This is a genomic window from Mycobacterium sp. 1245499.0 (assembly GCF_001673615.1).
GTDB classification, from domain to species: domain Bacteria; phylum Actinomycetota; class Actinomycetes; order Mycobacteriales; family Mycobacteriaceae; genus Mycobacterium; species Mycobacterium europaeum_A.
This window is the reverse complement of sequence record NZ_LZMG01000100.1, coordinates 1-18,155: the sequence shown is the minus strand read 5'-3', so window position 1 is coordinate 18,155 and position 18,155 is coordinate 1. Positions and strand designations below refer to the sequence as shown.

Annotated in this window: 16 protein-coding genes; 7 read left to right on the top strand and 9 right to left on the bottom strand. The window is 68.5% G+C overall.

All coding sequences use genetic code 11. From position 1 onward, the window contains the following. Together A5646_RS05270 and A5646_RS05265 are read left to right on the top strand one after the other, a co-directional pair. A partial coding sequence (locus A5646_RS05270; RefSeq protein ID WP_231998242.1) for a hypothetical protein occupies positions 1–312 on the top strand: 312 nt, incomplete at its 5' end. 19 nt (positions 313–331) lie between these two features. Continuing rightward, positions 332–1,261, top strand: a complete 930-nt coding sequence (locus tag A5646_RS05265; protein WP_067020369.1) for a histone deacetylase family protein — start codon at positions 332–334, stop codon at positions 1,259–1,261. Positions 1,262–1,286: 25 nt separating this feature from the next. Here the strand turns inward: A5646_RS05265 and A5646_RS05260 are convergent, their stop codons facing one another. Next, positions 1,287–2,078: a DUF4239 domain-containing protein gene (locus A5646_RS05260; RefSeq protein ID WP_066864503.1), complete on the bottom strand. Its 792-nt coding sequence runs from the start codon at positions 2,076–2,078 to the stop codon at positions 1,287–1,289. 74 nt (positions 2,079–2,152) lie between these two features. Then, complete coding sequence (gene ppc / locus A5646_RS05255; protein WP_067020366.1) at positions 2,153–4,960, bottom strand: phosphoenolpyruvate carboxylase; 2,808 nt, start codon at positions 4,958–4,960, stop codon at positions 2,153–2,155. A 138-nt stretch (positions 4,961–5,098) separates the two neighbouring features. Here ppc and A5646_RS05250 point away from each other — a divergent pair, with 138 nt between their 5' ends. After that, on the top strand, positions 5,099–6,016 hold the full coding sequence (locus A5646_RS05250; protein ID WP_067020375.1) for an LLM class F420-dependent oxidoreductase: 918 nt from the start codon (positions 5,099–5,101) through the stop codon (positions 6,014–6,016). A 21-nt stretch (positions 6,017–6,037) separates the two neighbouring features. Here the strand turns inward: A5646_RS05250 and secG are convergent, their stop codons facing one another. The 7 genes from secG to A5646_RS05215 form a co-directional block, all read right to left on the bottom strand. Then, the gene (gene secG / locus A5646_RS05245; RefSeq protein ID WP_066864507.1) at positions 6,038–6,271 is read right to left on the bottom strand and encodes a preprotein translocase subunit SecG; all 234 of its coding nucleotides are present in this window, start codon (positions 6,269–6,271) and stop codon (positions 6,038–6,040) included. Between the two features lie 30 nt (positions 6,272–6,301). Then, the gene (gene tpiA, locus A5646_RS05240) at positions 6,302–7,087 is read right to left on the bottom strand and encodes a triose-phosphate isomerase (protein ID WP_066864509.1); all 786 of its coding nucleotides are present in this window, start codon (positions 7,085–7,087) and stop codon (positions 6,302–6,304) included. Between the two features lie 15 nt (positions 7,088–7,102). Then, a complete protein-coding gene (gene pgk, locus A5646_RS05235; RefSeq protein WP_067020363.1) occupies positions 7,103–8,332 on the bottom strand; it encodes a phosphoglycerate kinase in 1,230 nt (409 codons plus the stop codon). 3 nt (positions 8,333–8,335) lie between these two features. Next, positions 8,336–9,355, bottom strand: coding sequence for a type I glyceraldehyde-3-phosphate dehydrogenase (gene gap / locus A5646_RS05230; protein ID WP_066864516.1), 1,020 nt, complete (start codon positions 9,353–9,355; stop codon positions 8,336–8,338). A 125-nt stretch (positions 9,356–9,480) separates the two neighbouring features. Beyond that, a complete protein-coding gene (locus A5646_RS05225; RefSeq protein ID WP_067020360.1) occupies positions 9,481–10,905 on the bottom strand; it encodes an NAD(P)/FAD-dependent oxidoreductase in 1,425 nt (474 codons plus the stop codon). Further along, the gene (locus tag A5646_RS05220) at positions 10,898–12,652 is read right to left on the bottom strand and encodes a DUF3556 domain-containing protein (protein WP_067020357.1); all 1,755 of its coding nucleotides are present in this window, start codon (positions 12,650–12,652) and stop codon (positions 10,898–10,900) included. Before A5646_RS05220 ends, A5646_RS05225 begins: the two co-directional genes overlap by 8 nt. 148 nt (positions 12,653–12,800) lie before the next feature. Beyond that, positions 12,801–13,274: a hypothetical protein gene (locus tag A5646_RS05215; protein ID WP_231997704.1), complete on the bottom strand. Its 474-nt coding sequence runs from the start codon at positions 13,272–13,274 to the stop codon at positions 12,801–12,803. Positions 13,275–13,522: 248 nt separating this feature from the next. Between A5646_RS05215 and A5646_RS05210 the strand changes: the two genes are divergently transcribed. From A5646_RS05210 to A5646_RS05195, 4 genes are all read left to right on the top strand, one after another. Beyond that, positions 13,523–14,263, top strand: coding sequence for a lysophospholipid acyltransferase family protein (locus A5646_RS05210; protein WP_231997706.1), 741 nt, complete (start codon positions 13,523–13,525; stop codon positions 14,261–14,263). Positions 14,264–14,266: 3 nt separating this feature from the next. Beyond that, positions 14,267–15,898, top strand: a complete 1,632-nt coding sequence (gene fadD12, locus A5646_RS05205) for an acyl-CoA ligase FadD12 (RefSeq protein WP_066864525.1) — start codon at positions 14,267–14,269, stop codon at positions 15,896–15,898. After that, positions 15,898–17,169, top strand: a complete 1,272-nt coding sequence (locus A5646_RS05200; RefSeq protein ID WP_066877348.1) for an alpha/beta hydrolase — start codon at positions 15,898–15,900, stop codon at positions 17,167–17,169. The genes fadD12 and A5646_RS05200 overlap by 1 nt, the downstream gene beginning before the upstream one ends. A gap of 129 nt (positions 17,170–17,298) precedes the next feature. Beyond that, positions 17,299–18,155: 13E12 repeat family protein (locus A5646_RS05195; RefSeq protein WP_156765524.1), on the top strand; the 857-nt coding region annotated here is incomplete at its 3' end.

Sequence of the window (18,155 nt, the reverse complement as noted above, 5' to 3'; positions counted from 1 at the left end):
GGGGAACTGCTCAGCTCCTTCATGGTGATGCTCAACCCGTCGAGGACGTCTTCGACCTGCTCCACGGTCTTGTCGGCCCTCAACGCCACGGTGGAACGCCTGGAAGCCGGCCTGGATCACCTGGACGGCACGATGACCAGCCTGGACGATCTGGCCAAGCGGCTGATCGTGCTGGTCGAGCCGGTGGAGGCCATCGTGGCGCGGGTCGACGACATGGTGCGGGTGGGCGAGACCATGATGTCTCCCCTGGCGATCACCGAGCACGCGGTGCGGGGTCTGGTGGACCGGCTGCGCAACCGGACCGTGCAGTAGGCGCCCGGCGGGACCTTCGATGGCCACGTTGCTGCTGCACCATTCCGCGTTCGCGGACCATCGGACCGCGCCCGGCCATCCGGAGCGACCGGACCGCTACCGCGCGGTGGCGGCGGCGCTGAGCCGGCCACAATTCGACACGCTGATGCGTGCGGAGGCCGAGCCGGCCGACCTCTCGACGACGCGCTATGTGCACTCCAATCGCTACGTGGACGCGTTGGAAGCCGCGCGGCCCGAAGACGGTTACGTCTACCTTGACGGCGGCGACACCATGATGGAGCCCTCGACCTGGGAGACGGCGCTGCGCGGGGTCGGCGCCACGCTGCAGGCCGTGGACGCGGTGCTGGCCGGTGACGCGCAGAACGCGTTCGTCGCGTGCCGTCCGCCGGGCCACCACGCCGAGACCGAGCGCGCCATGGGTTTCTGCCTGTTCAACAACATCAGCATCGGCGCGCGGCACGCGCAGCGCAAACACGGGCTGACGCGCGTCGCCATCGTCGATTTCGACGTCCACCACGGCAACGGCACCCAGCAGATCTTCTACTCCGACCCCAGCGTGCTCTACGCGTCCACACATCAGATGCCGCTGTTCCCCGGCACCGGTGCGGTGCGAGAAACCGGGGTGGGCAACATCTTCAACGCGCCCCTTGCACCCGGTGACGGCGGGACCGAGCTGCGCGCGGCCTTCGAGGATCGGATATTACCTGCGCTGCAAGGCTTTTCGCCCGAGCTGATCATCGTGTCCGCCGGTTTCGACGCCCACGAACGCGATCCGCTCGGCTCGCTGACCATGACGGCCGACGACTTCGCCTGGGTCACCCGGGAATTGATGGCCTCGGCCGAAAGGCTGTGCGACGGGCGGCTGGTGGCGGTGCTCGAGGGCGGTTATGACCTGCAGGGCCTCACCGATTCGGTCATCGCGCACGTCGGCGAGCTGCTGAAGGGCTGAACCGACTCGCCTTCAGCGTCGATGCTCAGCGCGGGAAGTAGCGGCTGTCGTTGTCGACCGAATCGAAGATGTCCAGCGCGTGCTGGAATGGCCCCGACGTGATCCGCTGGTCGGTGGCATAGGAGTGGTCGAGCTGGAACACGACGCACAGCAGCAGACCCAGCAGCACCGCGACCGTGCTGGACACCACGACGTGACCGACGGTGCTGCCCAGCCGCAGGAAACCCGTAAACGCAACCAGCACAACCGCGCCGAAGATCAACCCCGCCCACATCAGGGGCGGGATCCGTGGCTTGGTGCCGACGATGCGTTCGTTGCGGTCGGAGGCCAATTCGCTCAACTGGTTGAGGAATTGCTGATTGATCGGCTTCGCCGCGACGTTGGGTTGCTGGCGGCCGACCGTGCGATACATCCGGGTGATCGCGGCGCGCGCGCCGTCGTTGCGCTGCTTGTTCCACTCCGGGCCGGCCACCGCGCCCGCGTATTTGCGCAACAGCTCCTGGATCTCGGTTCGCTCCGGTTCGGGCATGGCGACGGTTTGCCGGTACATCGTCGTCAGGGCCGACGCCTCACCGGAGACGACGACCTGAGTGGACGAAAAGTGTTCCCAGGTGGCCACCACGGTGAACCCCAGCAGGGCGCCGTAGATGAAGCCGACGACGGTGAGGAACGAGGCGATCGCCGGATTGTGTTCCTTGCCGTTTCGCCGGCTCGGCAGGATGCGATTGCCCAGCCAGATGGAAGCCACCGCGATGGCGATCGCCACCGCCACGACCGAGGCCAGAAAGAGCCACAGGGGTAGTCCGGATCCGCTCACTGGTCTCCTCGGTCGACGTCGCGTCAATCAGGGTATTCGCGGGGGGCCGGCCCGGGGAGACGAATCGCGGGTTATCAGCCGCTGTTTCGCAGCGCGCTGGCGAGCCCGTTCATGGTCAGCAAAATGCCGCGCTGCACCAATTCGTCGTCGTCGCCGGAGCGGTAGCGGCGCAGCAACTCCACCTGCAGGTGATTGAGGGGCTCGAGGTAGGGGAAGCGGTTGAACACCGAACGCGCCAGCGCCGGGTTGTCGGCGAGCAGGTTGTCCTGGCCGGTGATGAGCTTGTGCATGCCGATGGTTCGCCGGTGCTCGTCGACGATCTTGTCGAACACCCGGCGCCGCAATTCCTCGTCGTCCACCAATTCGGCGTAGCGCGCCGCCAGCCCGAGGTCGCTTTTGGCCAGCACCTGGGCGAGGTTGGACAGCACGCTGCGGAAAAACGGCCAGCGCTGGTACAACTCGTGCAGGGTGTCCACCCGCTCGCTTTCGCTTTCCGGGCCGGCCGCGATCCACTGTTCGAACGCCGACCCGGTGCCATACCAGCCGGGCAGCATGACCCGCGACTGGCTCCACGCCAGCACCCAGGGGATGGCGCGCAAGTCCGAGATGGACTCGGTGGGTTTGCGTGAGGTGGGGCGGCTGCCGATGTTCAGCGAACCGATCTCGCTGACCGGCGTGGAGGCCATGAAGTAGTCGACGAAACCCGGTGTCTCGTGCACCAATTCGGCGTAGGCACGCTGGGCCAGCACGGCCACCTCGTCGAGCACCGCGTACGCCGGTTCAGCGGCGTCGCCCAGGCCCTCCACATCCAGCAGCGTGGATTCCAGCGTAGCGGCCAGCAGGCTCTCCAGATTGCGTTGCGCCGCTTGCGGTTCGGCGTACTTGGCGGCGATCACCTCACCCTGCTCGGTGAGTCGCAGCGAACCGTTCACCGCGCCCGGCGGCTGCGCCAGGATTGCCTCATAGCTCGGCCCGCCGCCGCGACCGACGGTGCCGCCGCGACCATGGAAGAGCCGCAACCGGATTCCGGTTTTGCGGGCCACCTCCACCAGGGCCAGCTCGGCCCGGTACACCGCCCAGCTGGACGCCAGGTAGCCGCCGTCCTTGTTGGAATCGGAATACCCCAGCATCACCTCCTGGCTGTCGTCGCGGGCGGCCACCAGGGCGCGGTAGATCGGGAGTTCGAGCATGGCGTGCAGGATGGAGGCTCCGTTGTGCAGGTCGTCGATGGTCTCGAACAGCGGTGAGATGCCGACCGGGCAGTACGGCGCATCCCCGGACGCGTCGATGAGGCCGGCCTCCTTGAGCAGGATCGCGGCCTCGAGGACGTCGGAGACCGAACGACACATGGAGATCACGTAATTGGGCACGGCGGACGGTCCGTAGCGCTTGATGGCGTGCGCCGCCGCGCGCACCACGCCCAGCTCTTTGCGGGCCAGTTCGGACAACTCCGCGCGGTCACCGACCAGCGGCCGGCGGGTGGCCAGCTCGGCGGCCAGCAGCTCGACCCGGTCGTCTTCGGGCAGCGAACCGTAATCGGGGTGCACCCCGGACCACGCCAGCAGCTCGGCGACCACCTCCTCGTGCACGTCGGAGTTTTGCCGCATGTCCAGGCCGCACAGGTGAAACCCGAAGACCCGCACGCCTTCTCGCAGCAGCGCCAGGCGGTCGTCGGCCAGCAGCGCGCTGCCGTGCGCGCGCAGCGACGCATCGACGGTGTCCAGGTCGGCCCGCAGCTCGCCCGGGGCGGCATACGGCGGCAACCCGAGGTCCAGCTCGTGCTGGGGTCGGCGGTCCAGGATCTCGGCGCCGGTCGCGGTGAGCCGGGCGCGGATCACCCGCACCGCGCGCCGATACGGCTCGTCGGCGCGCGCCTTCTCACCGCAGCCCTCAGCCAGTTCGGTCAGCTCGGGGCTGACCGCGACCAGGCGCGCCGACATCGACAGCTCCTGTTCCAGCGCGGTCAGTTCGGCCAGGTAGTGCGCCAGCGCGGTGAACGCGGCGTTGCCGGTGGCCTGGCGCACCACGTCGCCCGTCACGTTCGGATTACCGTCGCGGTCCCCGCCGATCCACGAACCGGGCTGCAGGATCGGCTGATCGAGCAGGTCCGCGTCGGGCCAGCGCTTCCGCAGCGCGTCGCGCACCTCGGCGTTGACCTGCGGGATCACCTTGAAGAACGCGGCGGCGTAGTAGCGCAGCCCCACCTCGATCTCGTCGGTGATCTGCAGCCGGGACAACCGGATCAGCGCGGTCTGCCACAGCGTGAGGACCTGGCGGCGCAACTCGCGTTCGATGTTACGGCCGTCGTCGGTTTCTTCGTGTCCCTCGGCGCGCAGCCGCATCAGTTCGGTGATCCGGTGCTGGGTGACGAACACGGTGCGCCGGCGGGTCTCGGTGGGATGCGCGGTGATCACCGGCGCCACCACGGCACCCTTCAGCGCACCGGCGACGGTGGCCGAATTCAGTTGCGCGGAGTCGAGTTTGGCGTAGGTAGCGGCCAGGCTGCTGTCCTGCGGCGCCTCGCCGGCGGCGACGTGAATCGCCCGGCGGCGCTCGCGGTGGATGTCTTCGGCGACGTTGGCCAGCAACGCGAAGTGGCTGAACGCCCGAATGACCGGGATCGCCTGGTGGATGTCGATGCCATCGAACATCCGCGCCAGCTCCGCGCGGTCGATCTCGGAGCGTCGCACCCGAAACGATTCGACCCGGGCCCGCTCGACGAGCTCGAACACCTCGTGACCGTTCTGCTCGCGCACCGTGTCACCCAGAATGGCGCCCAGCAGCCTGATGTCGGCCCGCATCGGCTCGGTCGCCTCGCGACCCACCAGGGTGCGCTGCACGGCGCCGATCGGTTCCAGCGTGCCCTCGGATGCCTCAACCATGAGTCCCAGTATCGACGCGGTTGTCCGCGGCCGCCCGTCGGGGACCGTCCGCGGCCGTGAATCACCATGGCGCCCAGCGGGTCAGATCAGCGCGATTTAACAGGAATGACCGGCCGATCAACCGTGTTGGTTGCGGACATGTCCACCGGAATCATCCTCATGGCCCGTCCCGATGCCCCCAACCTCGTCGATGACGTGATTGCCCAAGCCCAACGAGCCCACGAGCTCGGTGTCGCGCAGGTGTGGCTACCCCAACAGCAGAACTACGACGCGATCGCGCTCGCCTCGCTCGTCGGAGCCGCCGTGCCCGGGCTGGGCGTGGGCACCTCGGTGGTGCCGATCAATCCCCGTCACCCGCTGATCGTCGCCTCGTTGGCGCAAACGGCGCAGGCCGCCGCGCACGGCAACTTCAGCCTGGGGCTGGGACTGGGTGCCCGACAGGTGGAACGCCCGGCCTTCGGCACCGACTTTCCCAACACCATCACCCGGCTGCGCGAGCACCTGACGATCCTGGCGTCGGTGTTCAACAGCGGCGGCGTCGACTTTCACGGCAGCGAACTGCACGCCAGCCCCACCTGGCCGGTGCGGGTGCCCGGCGGCACACCGATCCCGGTGTATGTGGCGGCGATGGGCCCCAAGGCGCTGCGGGTCACGGGCGAACTGGCCGACGGCACACTGCCCTATCTCGCCGGGCCCCGCACCATCGAAGAATTCATCGTGCCCGAGATCACCAAGGCGGCGGCCGGGGCGGGCCGCCCGGCACCGCGCGTCATCGCCGCGGTGCCCGTGCTGTTGTCCGACGACGTCGACGGCGCTCGCAGCGCCGCCGCCCAGCAGCTGAGTTTTTATGAGGCCATCCCGTCGTATCGCAACGTGATCGCCCGGGAAGGCCTCGCCAGTGTCGTCGACCTCGCCGCGATCGGGCCCGAGGAGTCCGTAACCCGCCAGTTGCGCCGCTACCGTGACGCCGGAGCCACCGACATCGTGCTCAGCCCGCTGGACCGCTCCGACTCGGTCGACCGGGAAGCGCTGTGGAGGCTCACCGCCGCGCTGTGACCGCGCGGGACACGCGCGCCGTCAGCGATATTTGATCATCAGCGCCATGCCGATGATGCACACCAGCCAGATGGCGGTGATGAAATACGTCAGCCGGTCCAGGTTCTTCTCCACCACCGTGGAGCCGGACAGGCTGGACTGCACGCCGCCACCGAACAGCGTGGACAGGCCGCCACCCTTGGCGCGGTGCAGCAGCACCAGCAGCACCACCAGGATGCTGGTGACGACCAGGGTGATCTGCAAAGCCAACTGCATGACGGCCAGCCTACCTGGGCGAAGCCGTGCTCAAGGAAGAGGCCCGCCGGCGGCGATCGCCGCCAGCGTGGCGAACTGCTCGCCGTCCAGGGAGGCGCCGCCGACCAGTCCGCCGTCGATGTCGTCGCGGGCGATCAGCTCGCCGATGTTCTTGGCGTTCACCGATCCGCCGTAGAGCACCCGCACCGAGTCGGCGACCTCCGGCGAGGCGAGTGACGCCAACTGTTCGCGGATCGCCTTGCAGACCTCCTGAGCGTCGGCGGCGCTGGCCACCCGTCCGGTGCCGATCGCCCACACCGGCTCGTAGGCGATGACGACCTTGGCGATCTGCTCGGCCGACAACCCGGCCAGCGACTCACGCACCTGCTTCTCGCAATGGCTGACATGCTGGCCGGCCTCACGGATGTCGAGGTGTTCGCCCACGCACACGATCGGGGTCAGCTCGTGCTTGAGCGCCGCGGCGGCCTTGGCGGCCACCACCGCGTCGTCCTCGTGGTGGTAGGTCCGCCGTTCGGAGTGCCCGACGACGACGAACGTGCAGCCCAGCTTGGCCAGGAAGGCGCCGCTGATGTCGCCGGTGTAGGCACCCGAGTCGTGTTCGGACAGGTCCTGGGCGCCGTAGGTCAACCGCAGCTTGTCCCCGTCGACCAGGGTCTGCACGCTGCGCAGATCCGTGAACGGCGGTAGCACCGTGACGTCGACCTTGTCGTAGTACTTGTCCGGCAACGCGAACGCGATCTTCTGCACCAGCGCGATGGCCTCGAAGTGGTTGAGGTTCATCTTCCAGTTGCCGGCGATCAGCGGTTTGCGGCTCACGACTCTGGGGCCTTTCTAGTTGTGGTCGGGCTGGGGTCGACTCAACACCTCGATACCCGGAAGCGTCTTGCCCTCAAGGTATTCCAGCGACGCTCCCCCACCGGTCGAGATGTGCGAGAAGTCGCCCTCCGGGATGCCCAGTGCGCGCACCGCGGCCGCGGAGTCCCCGCCGCCCACCACGCTGAACGCGCCCTTGCCGGTGGCCGCGGCGATCGCCTCGGCGACGCCCTTGGTGCCCGCGGCGAAGGCGGGGAATTCGAAGACGCCCATCGGCCCGTTCCAGAACACGGTTTGGGCGTTGGACAGCAACGTGGTGAACCGTTTGACCGAGCCCGGCCCGATGTCCAGGCCCATCACGTCGTCCGGGATGGCGTCGGCCGCGACGGTCTGCGGTGTCGCGTCGGCGGCGAACTTGTCCCCCGCCACGATGTCCACCGGCAGCCGCAGCACGTCGACGTAGGTGTCCAGCAGCCCGCGGCAGGTGTCCACCATCTCGGTCTCCAGCAGCGACTTGCCGACCGAGAAACCTTGCGCGGCAAGGAAAGTGAAGCACATGCCGCCGCCGATGACGATGCTGTCGGCCTTGGTGGCCAGCGATTCGATGACACCGAGCTTGTCGGACACCTTCGACCCGCCGAGCACCACCGCGTAGGGGCGTTTGGTGGAGCTGGTCAACTGCTCCAGCACGGCGATCTCCTCGGCCACCAGCGTGCCGGCGTAGTGCGGCAGCAGGGTGGCGATGTCGTACACCGAGGCCTGCTTGCGGTGCACCACGCCAAAGCCGTCGGAGACGAAAGCCCCTGTCGGACCGACCAATTCGGCCAGCTGGCGGGCCAGCGCCAGGCGTTCGCCGTCGTCTTTGCTGGTTTCGCGGGCGTCGAAGCGGATGTTCTCCAGCAGCAGGACGTCGCCGTCGGTCAGGCCCTCGGCGCGGGCCAGCGCGTCGGTGCCCACGACGTCGCCGGCCAGTTGGACGTGCCGGCCGAGTTGCTCACCGAGCGCGGCGGCGACGGGCGCCAGCGACAGCTTCGGGTCGGCTCCGTCCTTGGGCCGGCCGAGGTGCGCGGTGATCACCACCTTGGCGCCCGCCTCGACCAACGCCTGCAGCGTCGGCACCGAGGCGGTGATGCGGCCGGTGTCGGTGATCTTCCCGTCGTCCAGCGGCACGTTCAGGTCCGACCGCACCAGCACGCCGCGTCCGGAAACCCCCTCGGCGAGAAGGTCTTTCAGGGTGTGGACGGCCACGGTTTACAGCGACTTGCCGACCAGGGCGACCAGGTCGACGAGGCGGTTGGAGTAGCCCCATTCGTTGTCGTACCAGGAGACGACCTTGGCCTGGTTGTCGATCACCTTGGTCAGACCGGAGTCGAAGATCGAGCTGTGCGGGTCGGTGACGATGTCGCTGGAGACGATCGGGGCATCGTAGTACTTCAGGATGCCCTTGAGCTTGCCCTCGGCCGCGGCCTTGAACGCGGCGTTGATGTCCTCGGCGCTGACCGACTTGGACAGCTCGGCGGTGAGGTCGGTGACCGAGCCGGTGGGGATCGGCACCCGCAGCGCGTAGCCGTCCAGCTTGCCCTTCAGTTCCGGCAGCACTAGGCCGATGGCCTTGGCCGCGCCGGTGGAGGTCGGCACGATGTTCAGCGCGGCGGCGCGGGCCCGGCGCAGGTCCTTGTGCGGCCCGTCCTGCAGGTTCTGGTCCTGGGTGTAGGCGTGGATGGTGGTCATCAGGCCCTTGACGATGCCGAACTCGTCGTTGAGGACCTTGGCCAGCGGCCCCAGGCAGTTGGTGGTGCACGACGCGTTGGAGATGATGTTCTGGCTGCCGTCGTACTTGTCGTCGTTGACGCCCAGCACGATGGTGATGTCCTCGTCGGTGGCGGGCGCGGAGATGATCACCTTCTTGGCGCCGGCGTCCAGGTGCCCCTTGGCCTTGGCGGCGTTGGTGAAGATGCCGGTGGACTCGACGACGACGTCGACGCCCAGGTCGCCCCAGGGCAGCGCCGCCGGGCCTTCCTTGACCTCGAGCGCCTTGATCTTCTTGTTGCCGACGACGATGGTGTCGTCGCCCTCGAGGCTGACGTCGTGCGGCAGCCGGCCCAGGATGGAGTCGAATTTCAGCAGGTGCGCCAGGCTGGCGTTGTCGGTCAGGTCGTTGACGGCGACCACCTCGATGTCAGCGGTGCCCTGCTCCTGTTGAGCCAGCAAGGCCCGGTAGAAGTTCCGCCCGATGCGACCGAAGCCGTTGATACCTACTCGGACCGTCACTTGTCTCTCCTGTCGTCTTTCTTTCCGGTGTCCGCTGATTTGCGCTCGTCGCCAGCCTAGATCAGGGGCGGCTACCATTGCCGCGCTGGTATATCACCCGTGACCTCGGCCACACGCGGTCCGGGTTAGCGGCCACGCTTGCGCAGCCATCCCAGCGCCGCCCCGGCGGCGTAGTACCCACACAGGCCGTGGATGCCGGCTCCCGGCGGCGTCGATTGCGAGCACAGGTAGACGCCGGGCACCCCGGTCGCGTACGGGTTGACCGAGACGCGCGGCCGCAGGATGACCTGGAGCCCGTCGTTGGCGCCGCCGATGATGTCGCCGCCGATGTAGTTGGGGTTGTAGGCCGCCAGGTCGGCGGTGCCGGTGCTCACGGTCGCGACGATGCGGTCGCGGAATCCCGGGGCGAACCGCTCGATCTGGTCGGTGATGATCTCGGTGGCGTCGCCGGTGTAGCCGAATGGCACGTGGGCGTAGGCGTAGATCGGGTTGATATTGCCCGCCGAGCGCGACGGGTCGGCCAGGTATTGCTGCCCGAGGATGATGAACGGCCGCCGGTACATCCGTCCTTGCGCCCGCTCGCGTTCGCTGTGCGCGATCTCGGCGAATGTCCCGCCCAGATGCACGGTGCCGGCGCGACCGCAGTCGGGACTGGTCCACGGGATGTCGCCCTGCACGGCGTAGTCGACCTTGAATGCCGACGAGCCCTGGCGGTACCGCTCATACGATCGCTTGATCCGCGCGGGCATGGCGTCGCCGTAGATCTGCAGTGCCGCGGCGGGGGTCAGGTCGAGCATGACGATGTCGGCGTCGGGAATGTCTTTGCGGCTGGTCACGGTGACGCCGGTGGTGATCGCGGCGCCGTGTTCGGCCAGCACGGCTGCCAGCGCCGCAATGATCGACCCCGATCCGCCCTCAGCCACCGGCCAGCCGTAGTGGTGCCCGCTGGCCATGAACATCAGCGCCATCGCGGCCGTCAGTGGCCGGTCCAGCCGGGTGTAGGCGTGCGCCGCCTGGCCGCCGTACAGCGCGCGCACGCGCTCGGTGCGAAACCAGCGAGCCAGCACCGTGGCCGGCAGCACCGCGCGCGGTCCGAAGGCAGCGAGCCGGATGGGGTGTTGCGGAACATGCAGGACCGGGCGCATCAGGTCTTGGCACAGCTCGTCGAAGCCGGCGGCGAGATCGCCCACCGCGAGCCGCCACCGCCGTCCGTCGGCGCCCATCTCGGCCACGGTTCGGTCGATCGAGCGATACAGCGACCCCGCGGTGCCGTCGTCGAGCGGGTGCGCGCAGTCGACCTCCGGCCATTTCCAGGTCAGTCCATATCGACTGAGGCCGATCTCGTCCCAGAACGGTGAACCCACCGCCATCGGATGCGCCGCCGCGCAGACGTCGTGGATCACCCCGGGCACCGTCAGCTCGGCCGAGCGCGCTCCCCCACCGACGGTCTCGCGCGCCTCGAGCACCTGCACGTCGACGCCGTCGCGGGCGAGTCGGATGGCCGCGGCCAGGCCGTTGGGCCCGGCGCCGACGACGACGGCCTTACGCATGGACCGTCGTGACGTGGACGGGGTAGTCGTCGCCGGGCTCGGGCCAGGGCTGCCGGCTCAGCATGTCCGCGACGTCGACGTAGCCCTCTTCGACGAGGCCGGTCTTGGCGTCGACGATGCGGTAGGCCTGCGTCTGGCGCTGGATCGGCTGGGCTTCCAGGATGATCACCCGCACCTCGCCCTCGTCGAAGTCGCAGCGGCGCTGCACGGCGGCCAGCAGCTGCTCGTTGTGCAGGTGGCCTTCGCCGAAGTTCCACCCGATCAGCGGTCCGGCGATGATTTCGCCGTCGCGCAGCAGGTAGTCGGCCTCGTCGGCGCCGTCGGGCAGGGCGCGGGACACCAGCCCGCCCAGCGCCCGGCCGTGGGTGTGCATGGACCGCCACCCCATCAACTTGTCGATCATGAGCTCGGCGGTCTGCGGATCATAAAGGCGGGCAAGCTGATTGGGTGCCAGCGCCGACGCCTTGGTGATGTTCGCCTCGATCTTGTCCTCGGCGCACTTGCGCAGGCACCAGGTGCTGGTCGCCCAGTTGCCCGCGTAGTAGCGCATCGCCGGCAGGAACGAAACCTGTTGCGGGAACATGTTTCCCACGATCGGCACCACCGCCAGCGCGACGATCAGGATGATCAGCAGCAGCGGTGAACTCAGGCCGGTGGCCGTGACATCGGCGTAATGGCCGAACAAATAGAACAGCGAAAAGATGAAGAAGACGTTCCACTCCAACGGCACCCCCATCGGAATGGTGGAGGTGATGTTGAGGTGGAACAGCACCATGAAGCCGATCAGGAACCACGCCCACCGGTGACCGTCGGCGAAGAACACCAGGACCAGCGGAACCAGAAATTCGGCCGTCGTCCCGCCGACATGGGCCATGACCTTCGGTATCCACGACGGCCGCAGGTCGTCGACCGGGTCGAGGTAGAGCCGTCGCTTGAACCAGTTGAACGCCCGGCTGCGCAGCAGGGGGCTGTTGCTCATCATGACCGCCACGACGTACGGGAAGTGGTGGTTGAGCTTGGACGTCGCCGCGCCCCACCACAGCGCCAGCATGATGATCTTGAAGGCGGCGATCTGGTCGGTGAACCCGAAGAAGAACACCAGCAGCGTCAGCCCGTAGTGCTCGCCGCGCGCCGCCAGGAAGACGGTCTTGTCCCGCAGCCCCAGCAGTGCGAGCGCGACGATCGCTGGCACCACCAGCCACGGATCGATCAGGCCGACGTCGCCCGCGGGCGTCACCGGCCCGCCCCGCCCCGGTGAGAGCAGCGCCCAGACGCCGGAGCCCAGCACGACGAGATACAGCGCCACATCGGCCACCGTTCGGCTGTCGCCGCGGGTGAACGGCACCTTGTCCGGCCAGGCCGGCAGCCGAATGGTGTTGGGCCGCAACCAATACAGGAACCCGCCGAACGGCGGCCAGAACCGCGCGGTCAGCGGCCCCGAGCCGCAGCCCAGGCCCAGGATCTCGAACAGCAGCGTGAAGATGACCAGCTTCTGGTAGACGATCGGCTGCGTCCACCAGTCGGTGAGGTGGCCCAGCCCGCCCAGCCCCGGCGTCAGGGAGATCACCGCGGCGGCGCCGGCGGCGTACCCGGCGATCTTGAAGAGGTAGAACAGATAGACCGCGTACGGCGAACCGAAGCCGTGTTCGACCCAATGGCGGGTCATGATCTGGCGCCTCGTCGAACGCGGCAGGCTGAGCCACGTCTGCGGGTCGACGTCGGGAAACTCTGGAGCCATGAATCCCATGGGCGGCCTCGTTCCTGTCTAGAAACCAGCTGGCCCATTGAATGTATCGGCACCGCCACGCGGGTGCGCCGCACTGTGCGCCTCAGCGCTGCGCGTCAACCACCCGATCGACCGCCCTACGGCGAGAACTGTTGCGGGAAGCGATGATTCAGCGCAGGCCCGACGCGGACCGGCGAGCCACCGGGCGTGCCTGCGGCGCGGCGGCACCCGCCGTCCGGCGGACGAATCGGCGCCGCAGTTTGTCGATCAGCGCGTCCAGGGTCCGCCGATCCTGCTCGGCGATGCGCGCCAGACGGCGGTAGTTCGCCACGGCGTCCAGGTCGCCCCGCGCCTCCGCCGTGCCGATTTTGCGCTGATACTCGTCGATGCGCTGATCGATGAGGCCGCGCCGGCCGGCGAGCAGTCGGACGAAGTAATCGGCCTGCAGCTCGTCCGCGGTGCCCGGCGCGGCGAGCGCACCGGCGGCCGGTGCGGGCCGTGACGTTTCCTGACCCGGGCGGGCTGATTCCGCGCGGACCGCGGCGGGGTGGGCGCGGCGCCCGCGCCGGTCCCGGGTGCCGGCCGATCTGCGGGTGGCACTCGAGCGGGCGCCACGCTCGTGAGACAGACCGGCTACGTCCATCGGGTCCCCTTTACTCGAGGATTACTTAGGGCGCCGTAACAATAGCGCCCCGACCCGGCCCACACCATATGCCCGGTTGCGCAATGGGCGAAACACCGTGACAGCAACCGAGGCCCGGTCGCTACCATCGAGGGACTCGACTCGGCGAAGCGGCCCAGTGCGAGCGTCAAGGAGGGAACGTGACCGACAACGGCAACCCCGACGGCGGGGATATCGGCAAATTCGACCCCGGCTTGACCCAGCGCCTGATGGCGGTGATGCGCCCCGTTCTCAAGACCTATTTCCGGTCCGAGGTGCACGGACTGGAGGCGTTCCCGCCCGGTGGAGCCCTGGTGGTCGGCAACCACTCCGGCGGCATGTTCCCGATGGACGTTCCGATCTTCAGCGTCCACTTCTACGACAAACTCGGCTACGACCGGCCGGTCTACACGCTGAGCCACGACATCCTGATGACCGGACCCACCGCGGAATTCTTCCGGCGCACCGGATACATCAGGGCCAATCGGGAGAACGCGGCAGCGGCGCTGCGTTCCGGCGGGGTGGTGATCGTGTTCCCCGGCGGCGACTACGACGCCTACCGGCCCACCCTGTCGGAGAACGTCATCGATTTCAACGGCCGCAAGGGCTACATCCGCACGGCGATCGAAGCCGGCGTGCCCATCGTGCCGGCGGTGTCGATCGGCGGGCAGGAGACGCAGTTCTATTTGACCCGCGGCACCTGGCTGGCCGAGCGGCTGGGCATTAAACGCTTGCTGCGCAGCGCGATTCTGCCGTTGTCGTTCGGCTTCCCCTTCGGCCTGAGTGCGGTCATTCCGCCGAATTTGCCGCTGCCCACCAAGATCGTGACGCAGGTGCTCCCGCCCATCGACATCGCCAAGCAGTTCGGCGACGACCCGGATGTGGACGAGGTCGACGAGCATGTGCGGTCGGTGATGCAGGACGCCCTGACCGAACTCGCCGCCAAGCGTCGCTTCCCGATCCTGGGCTGAACCATGGCGAATCCACTGAGCGAGACCCTGGGCCTGGTCAGCACGCTGAGCCGCGCCGGCATGATCGCGCCGATGCGGCCCGACCGCTACTTCAAGATGGCGGCGGCCATGCGCCGCGAAGGCATGGGCATGACGGTGGGCTTCGCCAGCGCGGCGCAGCGCTGCCCGGACCGTCCCGGCCTGATCGACGAACTCGGCACGCTGACCTGGCGCGAGCTCGACGAACGGATCAACGCGTTCGGCGCCGCGCTGCAACACTTGCCCGCGGGTCAGCCGAAAGTCGTGGGCATCATGTGCCGCAACCACCGCGGCTTCGTGGAGGCGGTGGTGGCCACCAACCGGATCGGCTCCGACGTCGTGCTGCTCAACACGTCGTTCGCCGGGCCGGCGCTTGCCGAGGTGGTCAACCGCGAGGGCGTCGACGCCGTGGTTTACGACGAGGAATTCACCCCAACCGTGGACCGCGCGCTGGCCGACAGGCCGAACGCCAGCCGCATCGTGGCCTGGACCGATGGGCAACACGAGCTCACCGTCGAGAAGCTGATCGCCGAGTACGCCGGGCAACGGCCCCAGCGGTCGGGCCGCAAGGGCAGGATGATCCTGCTTACCTCCGGCACCACCGGAACTCCCAAGGGCGCCAACCAAACCGGTGGCAACGCCGGAATCGGCACGCTCAAGGCGATTTTGGACCGCACGCCATGGCGGGCCGAGGAGAAGATCGTGATCGTGGCGCCGATGTTCCACGCCTGGGGCTTCTCCCAGTTGATCTTCGCCGCGTCCATGGCCTGCACGGTGATCACCCGGCGCAAGTTCGACCCCGAGGCCACGCTGGACCTCATCGACCGCCATCAGGCGACCGGGCTCGCCGTGGTGCCGGTGATGTTCGACCGCATCATGGAGCTGCCCGCCGAGGTGCGGCGCCGCTACAGCGGGCGGTCGCTGCGGTTCGCCGCGGCGTCGGGTTCGCGGATGCGACCGGACGTGGTCATCGCGTTCATGGACGCGTTCGGCGACGTGATCTACAACAACTACAACGCCACCGAGGCGGGCATGATCGCGACCGCCACCCCGGAGGACCTGCGGGCCGCGCCCGACACCGCGGGCCGGCCCGCCGGCGGGACTGAAATCCGGATCCTGGACCCGGAATTCAACGAACTGCCCACCGGTGAGGTCGGCAGCATCTACGTGCGCAACAACACCCAGTTCGAGGGCTACACCTCGGGGAGTACCAAGGACTTTCACGCCGGGTTCATGTCGTCGGGCGACGTGGGATACCTCGACGAGGCGGGGCGCCTGTTCGTCGTCGGCCGCGACGACGAAATGATCGTCTCCGGTGGCGAGAACGTGTACCCGATCGAGGTGGAGAAGACGCTGGCGGCACATCCCGACGTGGCGGAGGCGGCGGTGATCGGCGTCGACGACGAACAATACGGGCAGCGGCTGGCGGCCTTCGTGGTGCTCGAGCCCGGCGCCGCGCTCGACGCGGGCGCCGCGCCCGAGGCGCTCAAGCAGCACGTGCGGGAGAACCTGGCCAACTACAAGATCCCGCGCGAGATCACGGTGCTGGACGAACTTCCCCGCGGCAGCACCGGCAAGATCCTGCGCGCCGATTTGCAAGCGCGGGTGACCGGCTGATGCGGCTCGCCCGGACCCTGCGGAAACCCCGGCCACTCGCGCGGGCCGCGCTCGAATTGGCCAACGCCGCCAACGGATTACGCCCGCTGGCCCGCAAGGGCTACAGCACCGTCCTGGTTTTCTGGTTCGGCTGGCCGGCCTCCGAGGTGCCGGGCGTGTACTTCTCCGCCTCGCTGCTCGATGCGCTGCGGCGGGGGCGGCGCGGCGACTTCGCGGGGCGGCGCGGCAAGGCGGCGCTGGCGCTGACGGCGGCGTCCTGGGCCATCTTGGCGGTGATCAAGTACCGGGGGGTCACCACCCCGGGCCCGGTGCTGGAGGCCGGGCTGCGCGAGGAACTCGGCGACGACTACGAAGAGGCGCTGGCCAAGCTGCCCCAGACGGAACCGCGGCGCAGCGGGCGGCGCATGCTGCCGCTGGGCAACACCGTGGCCCGCCGCCGGTACGTCGAGAAGACCAACGTGGTGTCCTACGGTCCCCACGGCCGCGCGAACCTCGCTGACATCTGGCGCCGCCACGACCTGCCGCGGGACGGAAAGGCGCCGGTGCTGCTGCAGGTGCCCGGCGGCGCCTGGGTGATCGGCATGCGCCGCCCCCAGGCCTATCCGCTGATGAGCCACCTGGCCGCCCGCGGCTGGGTGTGCGTGTCGATCGGCTACCGGGTGTCGCCGCGGCACACCTGGCCCGACCACATCGTCGACGTCAAACGGGCGTTGGCGTGGGTCAAGGAGAACATCTCCCGTTACGGCGGGGATCCCAACTTCGTGGCGATCACCGGCGGATCCGCGGGCGGCCACCTGTGTTCGCTGGCCGCCCTGACGCCCAACGACCCGAAGTTCCAGCCGGGGTTCGAGGACGCCGACACCTCGGTGGTGGCCGCGGTGCCGGTGTACGGGCGCTACGACTGGTTCTCCACCGAGGGCGAGGGCCGGCGCGAATTCGTCGACCTGCTCCAAAAGTTCGTCGTCAAAAAGAAATTCACCACACACCGCGACATCTACGTCGATGCCTCACCGATCCGGCGGCTGCGCGCCGACGCGCCGCCGTTCTTCGTGTTGCACGGCCACGACGATTCGCTCATCCCGGTCGGTGAGGCCGAGGAGTTCGTCGAGGAACTGCGCGCGGTATCCAAGAACCCGGTCGCCTACGCCGAATTGCCGCACGCCCAGCACGCTTTCGACATCTTCAGCTCGCCGCGGGCGCATCGGTCCGCGGAGGCCGTTGCGCGATTCCTGTCGTGGGTGTACGCGACGAATCCGCCCGAGCGCGACTGAGAGCGGTCTGCCGCCGCCCGCGGGCGATATTCCGGATACCGAAAGCGCATACGAAATCCCTTGGTTCACTGCGGTTTCAGGCGTCACAACGCGGGGTTTTTTGTCGGTGGGCATCGTTAGTTTGGCGGTGTGAGTGATGAGCAGGATGTCGAGGCGGCGTTCGACGCGCTCGATGCCGCCTGGGATCAGGTCTGCGCGCTGAACGTCGACGCGCTGAAGCCGCGCCAGCAGTTGGCGGTGTTGGCGCGCTGCGAGAAGCAGCGCCGGCGCATCCCGGCCGTCGAGCACCCCGTGATCAATTCCCTGGCCCGCCAGGCACCCTCCCCGGAACTCGGCGGCACAGCAGTCCAGGCCATCGCCGAGGCGACCCTGATCAGCCGCGCTGAAGCCGCCCGCCGCCTCAACGAGGCACGCGATCTGGGCCCGCGCCACGGCCTGACCGGCGAACCCATCCCGCCCGCACTGGCCGCCACCGCCGCCGGACAACGCGACGGCGCCCTGGGCGCGGGCCAGGTCGCCGTGATCCGCAAGTTCTACCACCAGCTGCCCGGCTGGATCGACATGCCCACCCGCGAGCAGGCCGAAGCGCGATTGGCCACCGAAGGCAGCCGGTTTCGCCCCGAACAACTCGCCGGGCTGGCCCACACCCTGGCCGACTGCCTCAACCCCGACGGCACCTACACCGACGACGACCGCGCGCGGGCGCGTGGTCTGACCCTGGGCAACCAGCAGGCCGACGGCATGTCGCCGTTGCGCGGCTGGCTCACCCCCGAAGCCCGCGCCACCCTGGAAGCCGTCCTAGCCAAACTCGCCGCCCCCGGCATGTGCAACCCCGACGACGACACGCCCTGTGTGGACGGCGCACCCACCCAAGACGCCATCGAGCGCGACCCACGCTCGGCCGCCCAACGCCAGCACGACGGACTCAACGCCGCACTGCGCGGCGTGCTGGCCTCCGGGAACCTGGGTCAGCACAACGGGTTACC

Bases quoted from the DNA above. Each gene is read 5' to 3' on its own strand.
- A5646_RS05265 (WP_067020369.1), top strand. From the start codon at position 332: ATGGCCACGTTGCTGCTGCACCATTCCGCGTTCGCGGACCATCGGACC.
- ppc (WP_067020366.1), bottom strand. From the start codon at position 4,960: ATGGTTGAGGCATCCGAGGGCACGCTGGAACCGATCGGCGCCGTGCAG.
- A5646_RS05250 (WP_067020375.1), top strand. From the start codon at position 5,099: ATGTCCACCGGAATCATCCTCATGGCCCGTCCCGATGCCCCCAACCTC.
- secG (WP_066864507.1), bottom strand. From the start codon at position 6,271: ATGCAGTTGGCTTTGCAGATCACCCTGGTCGTCACCAGCATCCTGGTG.
- A5646_RS05225 (WP_067020360.1), bottom strand. From the start codon at position 10,905: ATGCGTAAGGCCGTCGTCGTCGGCGCCGGGCCCAACGGCCTGGCCGCG.
- A5646_RS05220 (WP_067020357.1), bottom strand. From the start codon at position 12,652: ATGGGATTCATGGCTCCAGAGTTTCCCGACGTCGACCCGCAGACGTGG.
- A5646_RS05215 (WP_231997704.1), bottom strand. From the start codon at position 13,274: ATGGACGTAGCCGGTCTGTCTCACGAGCGTGGCGCCCGCTCGAGTGCC.
- A5646_RS05210 (WP_231997706.1), top strand. From the start codon at position 13,523: ATGGCGGTGATGCGCCCCGTTCTCAAGACCTATTTCCGGTCCGAGGTG.
- fadD12 (WP_066864525.1), top strand. From the start codon at position 14,267: ATGGCGAATCCACTGAGCGAGACCCTGGGCCTGGTCAGCACGCTGAGC.
- A5646_RS05200 (WP_066877348.1), top strand. From the start codon at position 15,898: ATGCGGCTCGCCCGGACCCTGCGGAAACCCCGGCCACTCGCGCGGGCC.